This is a genomic window from Roseibium sp. (genome assembly GCF_048260565.1).
GTDB lineage: Bacteria > Pseudomonadota > Alphaproteobacteria > Rhizobiales > Stappiaceae > Roseibium.
Window position 1 is genome coordinate 116,616 of record NZ_JBLXGP010000006.1, and the last position, 19,205, is coordinate 135,820.

Sequence of the window (19,205 nt, forward strand, 5' to 3'; positions counted from 1 at the left end):
CGCCGAACGGGCAGTTCAGGCCGTTATCCGGCGAACAAACCGTCGGGTTCCTATTCCGGATACCAGAGCCGGGCCTTTTCGGAGCCGCGCTCGATGATCACGTGAGAGTTCGCGAAAACCCGGTAGCCGTGGCTCCAGTCGCCGTCCGGCCAGCGGATGCGGACCTGGGCCCGTTCCGAGACGCCGAGCCCGAAATGGACGAAGCCGAGCTGGCCCGAGGCGTGGCCCGCGCCGATCTGCACGTCACGCACGATGCTGCGGTTGCCGATCTTCACGCTGATTTTTGCGCCGACGCCGTAGCGATTCGGCTGGTGTTTCTCTTGCCGGATCTCAACCGCCAGCCAGTTGCCCAGGGGCCTTGGCTCTTCGGCCGTACCGGCGCCGACGTTGCGGAACAGGCTGACCGGTCCGGCCCGGTTGACCACGACCAGATCCAGAAGCCCGTCCATGTTGAAATCGGCAAGCCCCGCGCCCCGGCCGCGCCGGTTGAGCGCGATCCCGGCCTTGTCGCCCACTTCGACGAATTTCTCGTCCCACTGACCGAGCAGCAGGTCGTCCGGATCGAAGGCGGCGAAATCCGGCATGGCCTCCACGTTCCCCTTGGCGATGAACAGGTCCCACAGGGTGTCGTTGTTCACGTCCTGGAATTCCGAGTGCCAGCCAGTCGACGGGCGCAGGTCGTCGCCCGTGTAGGGCCTGTGGGCCGTGGCGCCCCGGTCGAAGGCGATATCCCGGTAGACCGGCACGGTCTCGTCCGCTTCCGCATCCAGCGTCTGCAGCTTGGTATCGCCCATGCTGGTCAGGGCGTATTCCGGATAGCCGTCGCTGTTGAGATCGATGGAGGCGATGCCCATGCCCCAGATTTTCAGGTGTCGCCATCCGTCGGCGCGGCGATAGGCGCGCGGCGGCCGCCCGGGCGGCACGGCCCAGAGCTGCTCTTCGCCGCCGCGGTAATACTGGCGGTCGTTGGAAATGCGCAACGAAGGCTCGCCGGACCGGTTCCAGTCGGTGAACAGCATCGACAGGGCACAATAGCCGGGCGTCAGCCGGGTGGCCTCATCATAGCGCAGCGTGTCTGCTTCGTTCGGCCGGAACAGGAAATTGTCGTGACACGTCCCCCATGGCGACCCCGGCTTCGACCGGTCGACATAGTTGCCGAAGGCAAGGGTCGGATAGGTCTGCCCCTGTTCCCAGACGGCGGAAAAGCCGGTGGTCCACTCCCGTCCGCCGTCGAAGGCCAGTGCCCGGTTGGCCTCCTCGAACCGGCAGTTGCCCTTGCCCTTGAGCAGCAGGTTCTCGCCCAGGCGCAGGACGGCGAGGTCAACGATGCCGTCATTGTCGAAGTCGAGCGGATAGGCGCCGAGCACCTTTGTGATCTGGCGGTCCGGCAGGCCGATGTCGCGTGCCTTGAAGGCAAGCGTGCCGCCGGTCGGGCTCCGGTTTTCGAAGAGCTGCGCCGGGTTCTTGCCGCCGGCCAGGAACAGGTCCGGCCGCCGGTCGCCGTTGCAGTCGAAGATCGCCACGCCGCCGCCGACGAAGAATTCCCAGGCGCCGTCATAGGTGTGGTCAATGCCTGCCTCTGCGGCCTCCTCGATAAAATGCGGAAGGGGGGCGGCCGACACAGGGCGCGGCGCGTTTTCTGCAATCGCTGCCGCGGGAAGCGCGAGTGCGGCCATGGCCAGGACAAGATGGATTGCATGCCGGCTCATTCGGGGATCTCCAGGCTGCGCAGGAAGGCGATGATCGATTGCCTGTCCGCCTCCTCAAGCCCCGTATAGGCCTTGGTTGCGTCGGCGGCTTCCCCGCCATGGGCCTCGATCACCTCGTGCAAGGTGGTGATATCGCCCCGGTGGCCGTAGGGCGCGGTGGTGCCGACGCCCCAGAGTTCCGACGTCATGAAGACGTCGCGGGCGACGAAGCGCTGGCTGAGCAACTCGTTGCCGAGCGTGTCGCGGGCCGCGTCGGTAATCTTGTGCCGTTTCAGGTCGCCGAACAGAGGTACCAGGACCCGGCCCTCGTCGTCTCTCGGCAGCGCCCTGACCCAGTCCAGTTCAGCGAGATCGAGCACGATGGGCTTTGCCACGTCGGCCCGGCGCAAGGTGCCGGCACCTTCGAACGGGGAAGGGTCCTCGAAACGCAGGCTTTCAAGCGGCAGGGCCGGGCGGTGGCACTCGGCGCAGCCGATTTCCGAAAACAGGCTCTCGCCGCGCGTGGCGGCCTTTTGCCAGTCCGCGGGCAGATCCGCCATGCGCCCGGGGGCGGGACGGGTCGCCTGCCAGGCGACAAGGGCGGAGATCTGGCCGACGCTCATCTCGTCTTTCACTCCGTCGCCGTCGAAATCGTCGGTTCCCGTCCAGGTCTTGCCAAAACGCTCCTGCGCCTGGATGCCGTGGTGGTCGTTCATGGCGTTGACTGTGAACTGGCGTAGCGACGCAAAGACGCCCTTCTGGCCAAAGGGGCGCAGGGTCAGGTCGTCGTCTATCCCCTCCAGCCCGGAGACATCGAGCGACCCGTCCGGTTCCGCCGTCAGCTTGCCGAAGCCGACGCCCTTGGTTTCAAGCGCCACCGTCACCGGGTTTCCGGTTTGCCTCGCCTGCTGAAGCGCGGCGCGGCGCTGGGCGCGCAGGTCTGCCGTCATTTCCCGGCCGAGCAGTTCGATCAGGCCGGCCCCTTCGAGGGCAACCGTACCGCGCTCGTTGGAAAACTGCGGATCGATGGAATCGAAATCCGCGCTTTCGAACCCCTCGGAGACGAAGACGTTTGCGGTAAAGGCGCCGGCGCCGCCGATCCCCGGTTCGTTGTGGCAGGAGGCGCAGGAGTTGGCGTCCGGACCCGCCATGCGCTGAAAGGCAAGGGCGGAAGGACGGCGTCGTTTGGTCGGCACGATGGCCTGTGTCGCCTCCGGCCGGCCCGCGCCGTCCTCGGTGACGAACTTCGCCTTGAACAGCTTTTCGCCCAGCTCCACCAAATCGGGCAGAGGATCCTTGTTCCCGTTGGCGAGCGCGTCGAAATCGAAATCTGCGGTAATGCCCCGCTCCGACCAGGGCGGAACGGCATCGGCAGCAAATCCCTGTGCCGGCCAGATGCCGGCGAGAAGGATCAGCGATGCCGACCGCCGTTTCATGCCGCCGCCCCCCGGTTGCGCGGAGGGGCCGTCTTGCGCGTCGCCGCGCCAAGGTAATCCTTGTCGAGCCGGTCCATGGCCTGGGCGACGAGACCCCTGCGGATAAAGTCCTCGTTCCACGGCATCACGTCGAGCTCGAAATTCTGCCTGAGATCCTCGACCAGGGCTTCTTCCAATCCCTGGTACATGCTGGCTTCCATGAACCGGAAAGCCCGCATGGCAGCTCCGGTGAGCACGATGCGCTTGGGGTCCAGAATGGCAAGCAGGCGGGCCAATCCGTAGCCAAGGACCCGGCCGGCACTGGCAAAGGCGGTCAGGGCGTCCTCGTCGCCTTCGTCGGCGCGTGCGATCAGGGCGGCCAGACCGGCCACGCCGGCATTGATTTCCTTCGGGTCTGACGTTTCCGGCAGATGGGTGGCCGCCCGCACCAGCGCGTAGTCGGACAGATAGGCCTCTATGCAGCCCCGTTTGCCGCAGCGGCACAGCGCCCCGCCGGGAATGTGGTTGGAATGGCCGAACTCGGCCGCCATGCCGTTGGCGCCTTCGAACAGGCGATTGTCGAGGTAAAGGCCCATGCCGACGCCGTAGTCGAGCATGACCACCGCGAAGGTATCGCTGTATCGCGCCGGATCGATCCAGTGCAGGGCCTCGGTGATCATGTTGGTGTCGTTGGACAGGATGCATTCCGCATCGAAGGCCTTTGTCAGCGGGGCAACGATCGGAATGTTGCGCCCGGCGAAGGCAGGGCTCCAGACCACCATGCCCGCACCCTTGTCGACAACGCCCTGCGCGGCCACACCGATTTCGCGGATGCTGTCCGGCCGGAGGGCGGCTTCCCTGACGAATGTTTCGATGGTTTCGATCAGGAGCATGGGAAAGCTACCCGCATCCGCCGATGCGCTGTCGAAGGGGACGCGCTTGTTCAGGAAGGTCTCGCCGGCGAAGTTCGCAAGCGACATGTCGATCGCATTGACTGAAAGACGGATCGCAACCACGCAGGCCGCTGCCGGATTGAGCTGCAGCAGTGACCGGGGGCGACCGCGGGATTGGGGCGCTTTCGGCTCGTCGCTTTCAATGCCCTCGATCAATCCTTGAGCAAGCAGGTCCGAGGTGATCGCCGTGACCGTCGCCGGGCTCAGCCGGGTGATCTGGCCAAGGTCGATCCGGGCCATGGGCCCTTGCCGGCGCAGCGCCTTCAGGATGATGCTTCGATTCTGTCGCCGGATCTGATCCCGGTCCGCTTTCCGTGTCATGCGCTGACGGTTCTTCCCTGACGTGTTTCCCCAACAGCCGGTTTATCCGGTCTTGTTTTGTGCAGTCTCGCCAATTTTGCGGCGCAGAACAATGTTTTGCAAAACCATGTTGACAGGAGCGGCGCTTTGGAGCAACTTTTTTTCGGACGTCAAAAAAAATAAATACCAGACGTCGCCCGCGTTTCCGCCTCAGGCGGGAACCTCGCTTTATGGGATGTGAAGCGGCATGACCGAGCAATTCCAGGTTGTGCCTGACGGAGGAAACACCGCGATGCGTAAAGTAAAAGTTCTTTTGGTTGGCGCACTTATGTCCGCCAGTGCAATTTCTGCTGCCCATGCCGCCGATATCGTCGTCGGCGTGAGCTGGTCCAACTTCCAGGAAGAACGCTGGAAGACCGACGAAGCCGCCATCAAGGGCGCTCTTGAAGCCGCCGGCGCCAAGTATATTTCGGCCGATGCCCAGTCGTCGTCTGCCAAGCAACTGTCGGATGTCGAGGCTCTGATCGCCCAGGGCGCCACCGCGCTGATCATTCTCGCGCAGGATTCCCAGGCGATCGGCCCGGCCGTTCAGGCCGCCGCCGACGAAGGCATCCCGGTGGTCGGCTACGACCGGCTGATCGAGGATCCGCGCGCCTTCTACCTGACCTTCGACAACGTCGAAGTCGGCCGCATGCAGGCCCGCGCGGTCTACAAGGTCGCGCCGGAAGGCAACTATGTCATGATCAAGGGCTCGCCGACCGATCCGAACGCCGACTTCCTGCGCGGCGGCCAGCAGGAAATCCTGCAGTCCGCCATCGACAGCGGCAAGATCAAGATCGTGGGCGAAGCCTATACCGACGGCTGGCTGCCGGCGAACGCTCAGCGCAACATGGAACAGATCCTGACCGCCACCGACAACAAGGTCGATGCGGTTGTGGCCTCCAACGACGGCACCGCCGGCGGCGTTGTCGCGGCACTCACCGCGCAGGGCATGGAAGGCATTCCGGTGTCCGGCCAGGACGGCGACCATGCGGCCCTGAACCGCGTCGCCAAGGGGACCCAGACCGTTTCCGTCTGGAAGGATGCCCGTGAACTCGGCAAGGCCGCCGGTGAAATCGCGGTCGCAATGGCTGGTGGCAAGAAAATGTCGGAAGTCGACGATGCCGCTGCCTGGACCTCCCCGGCCGGCACCGAGCTGACGGCGCGCTTCCTGAAGCCGGTCCCGATCACCAAGGACAACCTCAATGTCGTGGTCGATGCCGGCTGGATTACCAAGGATGCGCTCTGCCAGGGCGTGACCAACGGTCCGGCTCCCTGCAACTGACAGCACCAAGCGCTTCGCGGTCTCGGTTTTGCGCCGGGGCCGCGGACGTGGTTTGATCGTATTACGCGCGCCGGCGGGGATGGACGCCCCGGCGACTGAGCGTCTGGTCTCCAAGTGGGAGGAAACCGATGTCCGATACCGCCGTGTCCGGGCCCAAGGCCCCGGCAGCACGCAATTTCTTTTCCGTGCTTCAGCTCGATACGCGCCTTCTGGGAATGATCGGCGCCTTCGTCGTGCTGTGCCTTGTGTTCAATTTCGTCACCGACGGCCGGTTCCTGACGCCCCGGAACATCTTCAACCTGTCCATCCAGACCGTCTCGGTCGCGATCATGGCGACCGGCATGGTGTTCGTCATCGTCACCCGCAACATCGACCTGTCGGTCGGCTCGCTGCTGGCCACGTGTTCGGCCGTCATGGCGATGACGCAGACATCCATCCTGCCTGACATGCTGGGTCTGGGCCTCGGGCATCCGTTGATCCCCTGGATCTCGATCCTCGCGGGCCTTGTCGCAGGCGTGGCGATTGGAGCGTTCAACGGCTGGCTGATCGGATATCAGGGCATACCGGCGTTCATTGTGACCCTCGGCGGCCTGCTCGTGTGGCGGTATGTGGCGTGGTATCTCACCAACGGTCAGACGATAGGACCACTCGATCAGGTCTTCCAGATTTTCGGCGGTACAAATGGCACCCTGGGTGTGACCTGGTCCTGGATTCTGGGCGGAATCGCTGCACTTGCGGCGGCGGTGAGCATATTCTCCGCGCGGCGCCGCAAGATCTCCCATGAGTTCCCCGTAAAGCCGTTGTGGGCGGAATGCCTGGTGGCCCTGCTGGCTGTCGTTGCCATCCTGGGCTTTGTCGCCATTCTCAATGCCTACGAGATTCCGGAGAGAGCCCTGCAGCGGGACTTCCGGGCACTCGGCATGGAAATGCCGGAAGGCTTTACCGCATCATACGGATTGCCGGTCTCGGTGGTCGTGTTGATTGCCGTGGCAATCGTCATGACAATTGTCGCCCGCCGAACGAGGCTTGGCCGCTATATCTTTGCCGCCGGCGGAAATCCCGACGCGACCGAGCTGTCGGGCGTCAACACCCGGCTGCTGACCGTCAAGGTCTTTGCGATCATGGGCGCGCTTTGTGCGATTTCCGCGGTTGTCGCATCGGCACGGCTTACCAATCACACGAATGATATCGGCACCCTCGACGAGCTTCGGGTCATCGCGGCGGCCGTCATTGGGGGCACGGCTCTGTCCGGCGGTGTCGGCACGATTTACGGCGCCATTCTGGGTGCCCTGATCATGCAGTCGCTGCAGTCGGGCATGGCCATGGTCGGCGTCGATGCGCCGTTGCAGAACATCGTCGTGGGCGCGGTGTTGGTATTCGCAGTCTGGATCGATATCCAGTACCGCAAGCGCACGGGAGACTGATCGAAATGGCTACTCCCCTGGTTGAAATGAAGGAAATCAGCATCGCCTTCGGCGGTGTGCATGCGGTCGATCACGCTTCGGTGGAGCTTTATCCCGGCGAAGTGGTCGGACTTCTCGGCCACAACGGGGCCGGCAAGTCCACCCTGATCAAGTGCCTTTCCGGCGCCTACAGGGCCGACAGCGGCGAAATCCGCATCAACGGCGAAAAGGCCAACATTCAAAGCCCCCGTGATGCCCGCAGGTACAACATCGAGACCATCTACCAGACCCTGGCGCTGGCGGACAATCTCGATGCGGCCTCCAACCTGTTCCTCGGCCGCGAGCTCGTCACGCGGCTTGGCTTTGTCGACGACGATGCCATGGAAGCGGAAACCCGCAAGATCATGGGCCGGCTCAATCCGAACTTCCGCAAGTTCAAGGCGCCGGTGAAAGCGCTTTCCGGCGGGCAGCGCCAGTCGGTCGCGATCGCCCGGGCGGTCTATTTCAACGCCCGTATCCTGATCATGGACGAGCCGACCGCCGCCCTCGGGGTGCAGGAAACGGCCATGGTGACGGAACTGATCCATGAGCTGAAGAAACAGGGTCTCGGCATCTTCCTGATCGACCACGACATTCATTCGGTCATGCAGACCTGCGACCGCGCCGCCGTTATGAAAAACGGCAAGGTGGTCGGGACCGTGAAGGTCGATCAGGTCACCGAAGACGATCTCCTGGGAATGATCATTCTCGGAAAATGTCCGCCGGGTGCGATCCCCGGTCCCGGGGCGATCAATCCGGAGATCGCCGCAGCCTGAGTGTCCATTGCGGCGGTTCCCGACAGGGACCGCCGGTGCCGCTTCCCGCAATCGTGCCGGCTGTCCGGCTGGCACGTATCTTTTCTGTCTTTTTTTGAGGTGCGTCCCTCATGTTTGTCGGTCTCGACATTGGAACAAGTTCGGTCAAGGCCGTTCTGCTGGATGAAAACCAGTCGCACATCGGCTCGGCCACCTCCGGCCTGAGCGTGGAACGGCCCCATCCCTCCTGGTCCGAACAGGATCCGGACAGCTGGTGGACCGCCTGCGAGAAGGTCATGGACGAACTGGCTGTCCGGTTTCCGGCCGGGATGGGCGCAGTCCGCGGCATCGGCCTTTCCGGCCACATGCACGGGGCCACGCTGCTTGGCGCCGACGACCGGCCGCTGCGCCCCTGCATCCTGTGGAACGACGGCCGGTCGGCGAAACAATGCGAGGAGCTGGAGCGGGCGGAGCCGAAGTTCCTGACCCTTGGCGGCAACCGGGTCATGCCGGGCTTCACCGCGCCCAAGCTTCAGTGGGTGCGCGAAAACGAACCGGATGTCTTCGCGAAGGTGGCGAAGGTTCTGCTGCCGAAGGATTACGTCCGCCTGAAGCTGACCGGCGATCATGTCGGCGACATGTCCGACAGCGCAGGCACGCTCTGGCTCGATGTGGCCGCCCGCGACTGGTCCGACGATCTGCTTGCCGCCACCGGTCTTTCGCGGCAACACATGCCGCAGCTGGTCGAAGGCTCGGAAAGCTCCGGGCAATTGCGCAAGGACCTGTGCGACCGCTGGGGCATGGCGCAGGCTCCGGTCGTCGCCGGTGGCGGCGGCGACAATGCCGCGTCTGCCTGTGGCGTCGGCGCGGTCGAACCGGGCTCGGCCTTCGTCTCTCTCGGCACGTCGGGTGTTCTGTTCGTCACCAACGACCGTTTCTCGCCCAATGTGGAAAGCGCCGTCCATGCCTTCTGTCATGCGGTGCCCGATACCTGGCACCAGATGGGCGTGATCCTGTCGGCGACCGACAGTCTCAACTGGCTGGCCCGGACCTTAGGGACTGAACCGGAAAGCCTGACCGGGGCGCTGGGCACCGTGTCCGGCCCGGCCGACGTGATGTTCCTGCCCTATCTCGGCGGCGAGCGCACGCCTCACAACGATGTCCGGATCCGGGCGGGCTTTGCCGGCATCGGTCACGAGACCGATCGAACGGCGCTGACCCATGCGGTGCTGGATGGGGTTGCCTTTGCCCTGAAGGACTGTATGGAAGCCCTGAGCGCCGCCGGAACAAAGGTGAACCGGGTCACGGCCGTCGGCGGCGGCTCGCGCTCGACCGCCTGGCTGGAAATCATCGCCACCCTTCTGGATGTGCCCGTCGATGTGCCCGCCGATGGCGATTTCGGGGCCTCCCTGGGCGCGGCCCGCCTCGGCCAGGCGGCTGCGGAAGGCCGGACAAGCGGTATATTCGCGCCGCCACCCATGCAGATGCAGATCGAGCCCAGGCACGACATTCAGGACGATTACCGTCACGCCTACGAGCGTTGGCGGTCCCTTTATCCTGCTTTGAAGCAGGCTGGCTTTTAAGGAGTAGATTGAAAATGAGCACCGGATTTTTCGGCGATCTCGAACCGATCCGTTACACCGGCCCCGAAAGCACCGATCCGCTCGGCTACCGCTTCTACAACAAGGACGAAGTGGTTCTCGGAAAGCGCATGGAAGACCACCTGCGCCTGGCCGTATGTTACTGGCACAGCTTCTGCTGGCCCGGCACCGATCCCTTCGGCGGCGACACCTTCCAGCGCGCCTGGATGGCGGCGGACGGCGACCCGATGGCGCAGGCGCGCCTGAAGGCGGACGTGGCCTTCGAGATGTTCGACATCCTCGGCATGCCGTTCTTCACCTTCCACGACCGCGACATCGCACCGGAAGGGGCGACACTGGCCGAGAGCAATGCCAATGTGAACGCGATCGCCGACATCTTCGAAGACAAGATGGCGAAGTCGGGCATGAAGCTTCTCTGGGGCACGGCGAACCTGTTCTCCAACCGGCGCTTCATGGGCGGGGCTGCCACCAATCCGGATCCGGATGTCTTTGCCTATGCCGCCGCCCAGGTGAAGAACGTCATGGACGCCACGTACCGGCTCAAGGGCGAGAACTACGTGCTGTGGGGCGGCCGCGAGGGTTATGAGACCCTGCTCAACACGGATCTGTCCCGCGAGCTGGATCAGCTCGGCCGCTTCCTCTCCATGGTCGTCGACTACAAGCACAAGATCGGCTTTACCGGCACGATCCTGATCGAGCCCAAGCCGCAGGAGCCGACCAAGCACCAGTACGACTTCGACGTCGCCACCGTCTTTGGGTTCCTCAAGAAATACGGCCTGGAAAACGAGGTGAAGGTCAACATCGAGCAGGGTCACGCGATCCTGGCCGGCCATTCCTTCGAACATGAACTGGCGCTTGCCAATGCGCTCGGCATCTTCGGCTCCGTCGACATGAACCGGAACGACTACCAGTCCGGATGGGACACGGATCAGTTCGCCATGAATGTCCCCGAGCTGGCGCTCGCCTATTACGAGATCCTGAAAGCGGGCGGCTTCACCACCGGTGGCACCAACTTCGATGCCAAGCTGCGTCGCCAGTCGATCGATCCGGTCGATCTGATCCAGGCTCACGTGGGATCCGCCGACGCAATCGCGCGGGGCCTCAAGGCCGCCGCCCGGATGCTGGAGGACGGTCGTCTGAAGGCTCATGTCGAGGAGCGTTATGCCGGCTGGGAGAAGCCGGAAAACGCCGCGATCCTCAAGGGCGAAAGCTCGCTGGAAGCGCTTGCGGACCGCGTCCATGGCGAAAACCTGGAGCCGCGGCCGAAGTCCGGCCGACAGGAATATCTGGAAAGCCTGGTCAATCTCTACGTCTGAAAAACCGCCGTGCGCACAACCTGTTGCGCACGGCTTCTTCCTGCCCTTGCGCCGCCATGAACTTGGTCTGCCACAAGTTTGTGCTCGGTTTGCGCCGAAAAACGGCAGCGTCACCTTTTCTCCGTCATGCACACCTCCTAAGAAGAAGGCATGAAGGATTTGCCGCCGATCGGGCCGAATGAGGCCCTCTTTCTCGATTTCGACGGGACACTGGTCGATTTGGCGCCGCGCCCGGAAGATGTCCGGGTGTCGGATGGCGTCATCGTGGCCCTCTCCCACCTGCAGGACCGTCTCGATGGGGCGCTGGCCGTTGTCTCCGGCCGGCCGATCGCCCAGATCGATGCCTTTCTTGCACCCTTGCATCTGCCCGCTGCCGGGCTTCACGGGTTGGAACACCGTCATACGGTCGACGCCGATATCGAGCGGACGAAACCCGGCCCGGAAATCCGGGCCCTGAAAGGTGTCGTCCGCAACTCCGGCCTCCTGGAAAAGGGCGTCTACCTGGAAGACAAGGGCGCCACGCTCGCCCTTCACTACCGCTCCGTTCCGGCTATGGAAGAGGCGGTGGTCAGGCTGATGAGCGAAGCCCTCGAAGCGCTTCCCGCTCTTCATATCATCCGGGGCAAGATGGTGGTCGAGGCCAAGCCCTACGCCAGCGACAAGGGCAGCGCGGTCCGGTCGTTTCTCGAACACGCGCCGTTCAAGGGACGCAAGCCTGTCTTTGTCGGGGATGATGTAACCGATGAAGACGGCATCGCGGCCGCGCAGGACGCCGGCGGGATCGGCATCAAGGTAGGCGACGGCGAAACCTGCGCGCGCTACCGGCTGAATGATGTTGCCGCGGTGCACGACTGGCTTGCAGGAAAAACTACAGTTTCGGAGACCTGATTGATGGTTTGGACACCGCCTGTAAAACTCGCTCCCTCGCTCGATCTGGCGATGATCGGCAATTGTTCCCTCGCGGGGCTGATCGACAGGATGGGGTCGGTGGTCTGGTGCTGCCTGCCGCGGTTCGACGGCGACCCGGTGTTTCACAGTCTGCTCGGCACGCGCGGAGAAGAGGGCGACGGGGAATTCACCATCGAGCTGAACGGTGCGCTCCGGTCCGAACAGGAATATGTGCCCAATACCGCGATCGTGAAGACACGCCTGTTCGATGGCCAGGGCAATGCCATCGAAATCACCGACTTCGCGCCGCGCTTTACCCGCAAGGGCCGAATGTTCCGTCCCAACAGCATCGTGCGCCGCGTCCGGCCGCTGTCGGGTCATCCGCGCATCAAGGTCCGCTGCCGGCCGCGGTTCGCCTGGGGCAAGCGCGTGCCCGACATGACCTTCGGGTCCAATCATATCCGCTGGGTCGGTGACGGCACCACCTTGCGGATGACCACCAATGCTTCCGTCACCTATATCAGGGAAGAAACCCCCTTCCTGGTTGACGGCCCGTTGTCGTTCTATCTCGGCCCTGACGAGTCGCTGACCGAACATCCGGAATGGCTGTGCCGTGATTTCGAGGAAAACACGGAACGGTACTGGCGCCGCTGGACGCGCCGGCTCGGCCTGCCACTGGAATACCAGGAAGCGGTCATCCGGGCGGCGATCACGCTGAAGCTGTGCACCTATGAGGAAACCGGCGCGATCATTGCGGCGGCGACCACCTCCATTCCCGAAGCCGACAACACAGAGCGCAACTGGGACTACCGTTACTGCTGGCTGCGGGATGCCTTTTTTGTGATCCGCGCGCTGAATTCCCTCTCCGAAATGGAGACGATGGAAAACTACCTGCGCTATCTGAACAACATTGCCGCGGTCTCCAACGGCGGTCACGTCCAGCCGCTGTTCGGCATCGGTTTGGAAGAAAAGCTGGTCGAGGAATTCGTCGATCTCCCCGGCTATCGAGGCAACGGACCGGTGCGGATCGGCAATCAGGCCTATGAGCATTTCCAGCATGATGTTTACGGCAACATCGTGCTGGGAGCCGCCCAGGCCTATTTCGACAAGCGCTTGCTGCACCAGCCGGGCCTGGAGGATTTCCGGCGCCTGGAACAGGTGGGCGAACGGGCCTTCGCCATGTACGACCAGCCGGATGCCGGCATGTGGGAATTGCGTACGCGCGCCAGGGTGCACACGTCGTCGGCGCTCATGTGCTGGGCGGCCTGCGACCGGCTGGCCAAGATTGCCCGCCGCTTCGGCCTGGAGGAACGCACGGCCTACTGGCGCGACCGCGCCATGGTCATCCACGGCGCGATTTGCGAGCGCGGCTGGAACAAGGAACGGGGCGCCTTCGTGGAAAGCTTCGAAGGCTCCGATCTCGATGCGGGACTGCTGCTGATGGCGGAGGTCGGATTTCTGCCTGCCAATGACCCGAGGTTCATCGCTACTGTCGACAAGATCGGCGCGAACCTGCGCCACGGCAATCATCTGTTCCGCTATCATGCGGCCGACGATTTCGGCGCACCGGAAAATGCCTTCAACATCTGCACTTTCTGGTACATTGACGCGCTTGCGCGGATCGGCCGCAAGGATGAGGCGCGCGAAATCTACGAGACTATGCTCTCCTGCCGGAACCATGTCGGATTGCTGTCTGAGGATACCACACCTTCGACAGGCGAATTGTGGGGCAACTTCCCGCAGACCTATTCGATGGTCGGCATCATCAACGGTGCCGTGCGTTTGAGCGCCGGATGGGAAAGCGTGACCTGACCCGCCATTCCCGGCGGACAGAAACAGATAAACTGGAGGATCAAATGGGACGGCTCGTCGTCGTATCGAATCGCGTGGGACCGCTGAAGGATACAGGACGGGCAGGCGGACTGGCCGTGGCCCTCGTCGATGCCCTGACCAAAACCGGTGGCATCTGGTTCGGCTGGAGTGGCGACGTTTCCGAAGAAGGCACCTTCGGTCAGCTCAAGAAGCAGAAAACGAAGTCGGTCCAGCTGGTGCAGGTCGACATGACCCAGGCCGACTACGACGACTTCTATGCGGGATATGCCAACCGCACGCTTTGGCCGGTCCTCCATTACCGGCTCGACCTGGCGGTGTTCGACCGGCGCTTCGAGCAGGGCTATCGCCACGTCAACGACCGGTTCGCGACCCGGCTCCGGCCGATGCTCAAGCCGGACGACATCATCTGGATCCACGACTATCATTTTCTCACAATGGCCTCCAACCTGCGGGTGATGGAGGTGACCAACCCGATCGCGTTCTTCCTGCATATCCCGTTTCCGGCTCCGGAAATCCTGGCGGCCCTTCCCAACGCCGGCTCCATCGTCCGGGCGATGCTCGCCTATGATCTGATCGGCTTTCAGACCAAACGGGATGCAAGCAATTTCCGCCGCTTCGTGCGGGAGGAACTCGGGGGCGAGGACCTGGGCGACGGCAGGATGAAGGTCGGCGGGCACGAGGTGATCGCCCGCGCCTACCCGATCGGGATCGACGCCGAAGCCTTTTCGAAATTCGCCATGTCGCCGGACGCGCGGCGCAACATCTCGCGGCTGGAAAAGTTGCTCGGCGGGCGCCAGCAGATCATCGGGGTCGACCGGATCGACTATTCCAAGGGCCTGCCGGAACGGTTCAAGGCCTTCGAGCGCCTCCTGGAAGACTATCCGGAAAACCGCGGGCGGGTGGCTCTGATGCAGGTCGCGCCGCCATCGCGCGCGGAACTGGATGCCTATATCGACATTCGCCGGGAACTGGATGAACTGACGGGCCATGTGAACGGCAAGTTCGCGGAACTCGACTGGACGCCGATCCGCTTTATGACAAAATCTTTCCCGCGCCGGGCGCTCGCCGGCATCTACCGGGCAAGCCGCGTCGGCCTGGTCACACCCCTGCGCGACGGCATGAACCTGGTGGCCAAGGAATATGTCGCGGCACAGCGCTCGGAAGATCCGGGCGTCCTCGTCCTGTCCCGTTTTGCCGGCGCCGCCGAGGAAATGCAGGAGGCGATGATCGTCAATCCCCATTCCGCCGAAGAAGTAGCGGCAGCCTTGCAGACCGCGATCACCATGCCTTTGGAAGAACGCCGCGACCGCTGGCAGGCCATGTTCGACCGCTTGTGCGTCAACGATGCGGTCGCCTGGTCCGGAAAGATCATGGCGGATGTGGAAGCCGGCAAGCGCAATTCGCGTTAAAAATTCTCAGGGTTGATTGAAACAATGGCTGCCGGGCGCTGGCCCCAAATTGACCGGAAAACGCTCTGACCGTTTGGTTCTAAATCCCCCGGTAGAACCGCCTGCCGTCCGGATCGCTCAGGTCGTGAAGCCGCTGGGCGGCGTTGCGGGCAAAGCGCAGGGTGACCGCTTTACGCGTGGCGGCGGCAACCTTGTGCTCCGGTGCCTCCCGGATGATTTCGGCGCCGAACCCGTCCGAAAGGATCAGTCCGGCTTCTTCAGGAAAAATATCGAGCGGCACGTCGGGATGGGTGGCGAAGAAGAACCGGTCGCAATGCTGGCGGTAATCGGGCCACTTCGTATCGGCCCGGAAGTCGGCAATTGACGACTTCACCTCGATGATCCAGAGCTCCTGCTTCGGCCCGAGCGCGAGCAGGTCGGCGCGCCGACCGGAAGCCAGGGAGACTTCCGGCAGACAGGCGTAATCCATGATCCGAAGCAGCCGCGCTGCGCCCCGCCAGACCTTCAAAGCCGTTTCCGACTGCCGTCCGTCCGTTAACGGATCGTCGAGCCGGATGCGGTTGGCGCCTGGACCGATTTCCTCATTCATACCGGCAATGTTCCTCATTTGTTCGGATCGATCAAGATCGGCATGGAAAAATCCTAATGCGAGCGTTGGGATTTTCTCGATTTTGCTAACAAATTTGGCAATTTTTCGGAGGCAGACCCATGTTGCGTGATGCAAATGTCACGGTCGTTCTCAAGAATAGGTCATTTAACCAGCTTATGCATTGCAGTGGCGTTCGGATCGCCACTACGTTACGGAGACTTTTGTGGGAGCGTTGGCGTAGGAGGATGCTGGGTGCTCATCCGGTTGATTGCCGTCTTCTTGCTGGGGGGATCAGCGCTTGCCGCCGCCGCGCTTCGCGCGGAAGCGGCAAAGGGCGATATGAAGGTCGCTGTCCACCGCTCCTCGCCAATTCTCGAGGGACGCATTCTCGATTTGAAATTTTCGAGTTTCGCGCAAGGGGTCTGGACGCGGGAAGCAAGCGACTGCGACGCGTTCACGACTGTCGACCGGGGCCGGCCCGGCGGGGTGATCGCGATCTTCCGCAGCCTGATGGAGACCCCCGAAGAGATCTGCCAGGTCTACGGTGCGGAACGGGCGGGCGTCGAATCGCAACGCGCCGCCATGAACTGCCATCTGTGGAGCGGTTCAGAGACACTCGGTCTCGTGACTGTCCGGCAACTCGGCCCTTCCGGGCTCTCCGTTCAGTTCGGCGATCATCAGCCGGTTCCCTACCGCTTCTGCCGCGCCATTGCGCCGTTGCTGCTGCCGGTCAGCCAGCAGGCGGAACGCTAGCGTTCTCAGCCTGAAGCCTATCCAGATCCTGTGCCAGTTCGATCATCCGGTCGTCGGTCGGGAAGGTCTCAAAGGTTCTGGTCAGAAGCTCCCGAGCGTCCGTCAGCGCGCCGGTGCCCATCAGCCATTCGACCCGCCGCAGCGGAAATTCCTTGCGCCAGCGTTTCGGCATCGTGCGGACGACGGGGTCGGCCGCGATCAGATCTTCTGCCTGCCCCAGAAGGGCAATGGCTCCAAACATGTCGCCGGATGAGGCGGCCGCTTCCGCGGCCAGCCGGATCATGCCCGGATTTTGCGCAAATCCTGTCAGGGCGAAGACCTCTTCCGGTCGGACAGGTTCCCCTGCGGCCAGCCGTTCGCCAAGCAGGCCGAACGCCTCCAGATCTTCTATCTCCACAGCTGCGAGCAGACCTTTCGAGGCAAGTTCCGTCTCCGGATCGCGCTGAAAGGTGGTGATGATCCTGCGGATCAGGTTGAGGCTGTAGAGATGATCGTGGCTTGCGTGACACGAGCGCAGAAGGTGAATCCGCGCGTCCGGCAGCACCCGTGCGGCCTTGGCCGCATTGACCGCGTCGACCGGATCATAGACCCCGAAATAAAGATGGGCGGGAAACGCCGGGCGCGGCGCCTTTTGCCAGTCGAACAGGCGTGGATCGTTGGCGGGAATGCCATAGTCGCGGCTCTGGCTGCCCGGGCATCCGGTCCTGAGCTCCGGTCCGAAGGCGTGAATGTCGCCGTCCTGCCGGGAGAGTCCGGTCATGAGAGCGCCGTATCCGCCCATGGAGGAACCGTAGTAGACGACTTTCCGCGCGCCGGTTCGGGCAAGCGCGCTGTCGATGGTCGTATGGATCCCGCGTTCCAGGCCCAGGTACCAGCCGTTTTCGATGTCGTTCAGGAACAGGCAGGCATGCCTCGTGCGGGCGAACAGGCGTTCCAGGCCGAATTTTCCCGCCGGAACCCGTACCTGCGAAAAGACGATCGCAATCGTATCGCCGGAGCCTTCGGCAAGCCGGTGCTGCAGGCGGTTCGGCAAGGTGGTGTCGGAAAGGGCCGTCATGTGCCGGACACTGGAGCGAAACGGGTGTTTCCGCAAGCATCCCGATGACGGACGATCCGGTTATTCCGCGACTTTGGTCGTCGTCCGGGCTTCCGAACAATGTGCCGTTTGCGGATCGAGCTCGCACAGCGCCTGATACTGGCTGAGGAAGACCTTGCCGCTCAGATGTTTCAGGAGATCCGTTTTCTGCAACCGGTCCATGACCGGGCCCTTGACCTCAGACAGGTGGAAGGAAACGCCGGAGTCCGACAGGCGGTGATTGATTTCCTCCAGGCTCTCCAGTGCGCTGGCGTCGATCTCGTTCACCGCCGGGCACATCAGCACCACATGCTTGATGTTCGGCCGGTCCGCGACAAGCGCATAGATCTTGTCTTCCAGGTACCGGCTGTTGGCGAAGAACAGGCTTTCGTCCACGCGGAGCGTCAGCACCTTTTCGCCGGTCACGACCTTGTGCCGGTCGATGTTGCGGAAATGTTCGGTGCCCGGTACGACGCCGACGATCGCCATATGCGGACGGCTGTTGCGGTAGAGATAAAGCCCGATCGACAGCGCCACGCCGGTCACGACCCCCTGCTCGACGCCGAAGAAAAGGGTGATCAGGATCGTCGCCGCCATGGCGGCAAAATCGCTCTTTGAATAGGCATAAGTGCGTTTGATCGCACCGAAGTCGACCAGGGAGAGAACCGCAACGATGATGGTTGCCGCCAGGGTTGCCGTCGGCAGATGGGTCAGCAGCGGGGTCAGGAACAAGGTGGCGACGGCAATGCCGACGGCGGTAAAGGCGCCGGCCGCCGGCGTTGCTGCGCCGGCATCGAAATTCACCACCGAGCGCGCGAAGCCGCCGGTGACGGGATAGCCGCCGGAAATGGCGGAGGCCACATTGGCGGCGCCCAGGCCGATCAGTTCCTGGTCCGGCTCGATGCGCTGGCGCTTCTTGGCGGCAAGCGTCTGCGCCACCGAAACCGATTCCACGAAGCCGATGACCGAAATCAGCAGCGCGGATCCGGCCAGTTGCAGCCACAGCTCCGCATCGAACGGGGGCAATTGCGGCACGGGCAGGCCGGAGGGGATTTCCCCGACCAGCCGGACGCCATGGTCTGCGAGGTTGAAGACGCCGGCGAGAAGGGTCGTGACCGCAACGGCGGCCACCGGGCCTGCCTTGGTCAGAAGGTCGGCCGGAAACGGTTTGAAGCCTATGCCAAGCAGCGCCTTTTTAAGGCCCTTGCGCACCCAGAACAGAAAGACGGTGCTGCCGGCGCCGATCGCAAGGGTGATCAGGTTGGTTTCGCCGATTTGCGAACCGATCGACACGAAGATGTCGTAGAGCGTTCGTCCCGATGCCGATACGCCGAGAATATGTTTGAGCTGGCTGGAGGCGATCAGCAGCCCCGAGGCGGTGATGAATCCGGAAATGACCGGATGGCTGAGCAGATTGGCCAGGAAGCCGAGACGCAAGAAGCCCAGGGCCATGAGCATCAGGCCGGAAATGAATGCGAGCGCGATCGCCGCGCCGAGGTATTCCGGCGTTCCGCCCTTGGCTATTTCGCCGACGGTGGCAGCCGTGAGCAGGGAGACGACTGCGACCGGTCCGACAGCGAGCGCCCGGCTGGTGCCGAAGACCGCATAGGCGACCAATGGCAGGATCGAGGCGTAAAGCCCGACCTCCGGCGGCAGGCCGGCGAGCATCGCATAGGCCAGCGACTGGGGGATCAGCATGATGGTCACGATCACCGCGGCCACGAGATCGCTGGTCGCCGTTTCCTTGTTATAGGCGCGACCCCAGGTGAGAATCGGCAAATAGCGCTGAAGATATTTCATGTCCGCCCGGCTTGTCGGTCTGGTCGAATAGGGGAGGCGGGCCGGTGGTCCGGCCCGCCGCGAA

15 protein-coding genes are annotated in these 19,205 nt (G+C 63.2%); 9 read left to right on the plus strand and 6 right to left on the minus strand.

What is annotated here, in order from left to right; translation table 11 throughout:
- Positions 1-50 precede the first annotated feature (50 nt).
- From ACN0SO_RS14825 to ACN0SO_RS14835, 3 genes are read right to left on the minus strand one after another with little or no spacing between them, the layout of a single operon-like run.
- Positions 51-1,709 carry a CRTAC1 family protein gene (locus tag ACN0SO_RS14825; RefSeq protein ID WP_417679019.1) on the minus strand — a complete coding sequence of 553 codons (1,659 nt, stop codon included), beginning with the start codon at positions 1,707-1,709 and terminating at the stop codon, positions 51-53.
- Positions 1,706-3,124, minus strand: a complete 1,419-nt coding sequence (locus tag ACN0SO_RS14830) for a di-heme oxidoredictase family protein (protein WP_417679021.1) — start codon at positions 3,122-3,124, stop codon at positions 1,706-1,708. Before ACN0SO_RS14830 ends, ACN0SO_RS14825 begins: the two co-directional genes overlap by 4 nt.
- A complete protein-coding gene (locus tag ACN0SO_RS14835; protein ID WP_417679023.1) occupies positions 3,121-4,377 on the minus strand; it encodes an ROK family protein in 1,257 nt (418 codons plus the stop codon). Before ACN0SO_RS14835 ends, ACN0SO_RS14830 begins: the two co-directional genes overlap by 4 nt.
- 271 nt (positions 4,378-4,648) lie before the next feature.
- Here ACN0SO_RS14835 and xylF point away from each other — a divergent pair, with 271 nt between their 5' ends.
- The 8 genes from xylF (at position 4,649) to ACN0SO_RS14875 (ending at position 14,924) form a co-directional block, all read left to right on the plus strand.
- The gene (gene xylF, locus ACN0SO_RS14840; RefSeq protein ID WP_417679025.1) at positions 4,649-5,680 is read left to right on the plus strand and encodes a D-xylose ABC transporter substrate-binding protein; all 1,032 of its coding nucleotides are present in this window, start codon (positions 4,649-4,651) and stop codon (positions 5,678-5,680) included.
- Positions 5,681-5,808: 128 nt separating this feature from the next.
- Positions 5,809-7,104: a sugar ABC transporter permease gene (locus ACN0SO_RS14845; RefSeq protein WP_417679028.1), complete on the plus strand. Its 1,296-nt coding sequence runs from the start codon at positions 5,809-5,811 to the stop codon at positions 7,102-7,104.
- Between the two features lie 5 nt (positions 7,105-7,109).
- A complete protein-coding gene (locus ACN0SO_RS14850; RefSeq protein WP_417679030.1) occupies positions 7,110-7,898 on the plus strand; it encodes an ATP-binding cassette domain-containing protein in 789 nt (262 codons plus the stop codon).
- A gap of 110 nt (positions 7,899-8,008) precedes the next feature.
- Positions 8,009-9,460, plus strand: a complete 1,452-nt coding sequence (gene xylB / locus ACN0SO_RS14855) for a xylulokinase (RefSeq protein WP_417679032.1) — start codon at positions 8,009-8,011, stop codon at positions 9,458-9,460.
- A gap of 14 nt (positions 9,461-9,474) precedes the next feature.
- Positions 9,475-10,794, plus strand: coding sequence for a xylose isomerase (xylA, locus tag ACN0SO_RS14860; RefSeq protein ID WP_417679034.1), 1,320 nt, complete (start codon positions 9,475-9,477; stop codon positions 10,792-10,794).
- Positions 10,795-10,944: 150 nt separating this feature from the next.
- Positions 10,945-11,682 carry a trehalose-phosphatase gene (gene otsB, locus ACN0SO_RS14865; RefSeq protein ID WP_417679036.1) on the plus strand — a complete coding sequence of 246 codons (738 nt, stop codon included), beginning with the start codon at positions 10,945-10,947 and terminating at the stop codon, positions 11,680-11,682.
- Between the two features lie 3 nt (positions 11,683-11,685).
- On the plus strand, positions 11,686-13,494 hold the full coding sequence (locus ACN0SO_RS14870; protein WP_417679038.1) for a glycoside hydrolase family 15 protein: 1,809 nt from the start codon (positions 11,686-11,688) through the stop codon (positions 13,492-13,494).
- A gap of 44 nt (positions 13,495-13,538) precedes the next feature.
- Positions 13,539-14,924 carry an alpha,alpha-trehalose-phosphate synthase (UDP-forming) gene (locus tag ACN0SO_RS14875; protein ID WP_417679040.1) on the plus strand — a complete coding sequence of 462 codons (1,386 nt, stop codon included), beginning with the start codon at positions 13,539-13,541 and terminating at the stop codon, positions 14,922-14,924.
- 79 nt (positions 14,925-15,003) lie between these two features.
- On the opposite strand, the gene ACN0SO_RS14880 is transcribed toward ACN0SO_RS14875, so the two are convergent.
- A complete protein-coding gene (locus ACN0SO_RS14880; RefSeq protein ID WP_417679042.1) occupies positions 15,004-15,513 on the minus strand; it encodes an MmcB family DNA repair protein in 510 nt (169 codons plus the stop codon).
- 252 nt (positions 15,514-15,765) lie between these two features.
- On the opposite strand from ACN0SO_RS14880, the gene ACN0SO_RS14885 reads away from it, so the two are divergent.
- A complete protein-coding gene (locus ACN0SO_RS14885) occupies positions 15,766-16,266 on the plus strand; it encodes a hypothetical protein (protein WP_417679044.1) in 501 nt (166 codons plus the stop codon).
- On the opposite strand, the gene ACN0SO_RS14890 is transcribed toward ACN0SO_RS14885, so the two are convergent.
- Together ACN0SO_RS14890 and ACN0SO_RS14895 are read right to left on the minus strand one after the other, a co-directional pair.
- Complete coding sequence (locus ACN0SO_RS14890; protein ID WP_417679046.1) at positions 16,244-17,323, minus strand: hypothetical protein; 1,080 nt, start codon at positions 17,321-17,323, stop codon at positions 16,244-16,246. The two genes, ACN0SO_RS14885 and ACN0SO_RS14890, sit on opposite strands and share 23 nt — an antisense overlap.
- 60 nt (positions 17,324-17,383) lie before the next feature.
- Positions 17,384-19,141, minus strand: coding sequence for a SulP family inorganic anion transporter (locus ACN0SO_RS14895; protein ID WP_417679048.1), 1,758 nt, complete (start codon positions 19,139-19,141; stop codon positions 17,384-17,386).
- Between the last annotated feature and the right edge of the window lie 64 nt (positions 19,142-19,205).

Bases quoted from the DNA above. Each gene is read 5' to 3' on its own strand.
- otsB (WP_417679036.1), top strand. From the start codon at position 10,945: ATGAAGGATTTGCCGCCGATCGGGCCGAATGAGGCCCTCTTTCTCGAT.
- xylB (WP_417679032.1), top strand. From the start codon at position 8,009: ATGTTTGTCGGTCTCGACATTGGAACAAGTTCGGTCAAGGCCGTTCTG.
- ACN0SO_RS14890 (WP_417679046.1), bottom strand. From the start codon at position 17,323: ATGACGGCCCTTTCCGACACCACCTTGCCGAACCGCCTGCAGCACCGG.
- ACN0SO_RS14895 (WP_417679048.1), bottom strand. From the start codon at position 19,141: ATGAAATATCTTCAGCGCTATTTGCCGATTCTCACCTGGGGTCGCGCC.
- ACN0SO_RS14835 (WP_417679023.1), bottom strand. From the start codon at position 4,377: ATGACACGGAAAGCGGACCGGGATCAGATCCGGCGACAGAATCGAAGC.
- ACN0SO_RS14870 (WP_417679038.1), top strand. From the start codon at position 11,686: ATGGTTTGGACACCGCCTGTAAAACTCGCTCCCTCGCTCGATCTGGCG.
- xylF (WP_417679025.1), top strand. From the start codon at position 4,649: ATGCGTAAAGTAAAAGTTCTTTTGGTTGGCGCACTTATGTCCGCCAGT.
- ACN0SO_RS14845 (WP_417679028.1), top strand. From the start codon at position 5,809: ATGTCCGATACCGCCGTGTCCGGGCCCAAGGCCCCGGCAGCACGCAAT.
- ACN0SO_RS14850 (WP_417679030.1), top strand. From the start codon at position 7,110: ATGGCTACTCCCCTGGTTGAAATGAAGGAAATCAGCATCGCCTTCGGC.
- ACN0SO_RS14830 (WP_417679021.1), bottom strand. From the start codon at position 3,124: ATGAAACGGCGGTCGGCATCGCTGATCCTTCTCGCCGGCATCTGGCCG.
- ACN0SO_RS14880 (WP_417679042.1), bottom strand. From the start codon at position 15,513: ATGAATGAGGAAATCGGTCCAGGCGCCAACCGCATCCGGCTCGACGAT.
- ACN0SO_RS14825 (WP_417679019.1), bottom strand. From the start codon at position 1,709: ATGAGCCGGCATGCAATCCATCTTGTCCTGGCCATGGCCGCACTCGCG.
- xylA (WP_417679034.1), top strand. From the start codon at position 9,475: ATGAGCACCGGATTTTTCGGCGATCTCGAACCGATCCGTTACACCGGC.
- ACN0SO_RS14875 (WP_417679040.1), top strand. From the start codon at position 13,539: ATGGGACGGCTCGTCGTCGTATCGAATCGCGTGGGACCGCTGAAGGAT.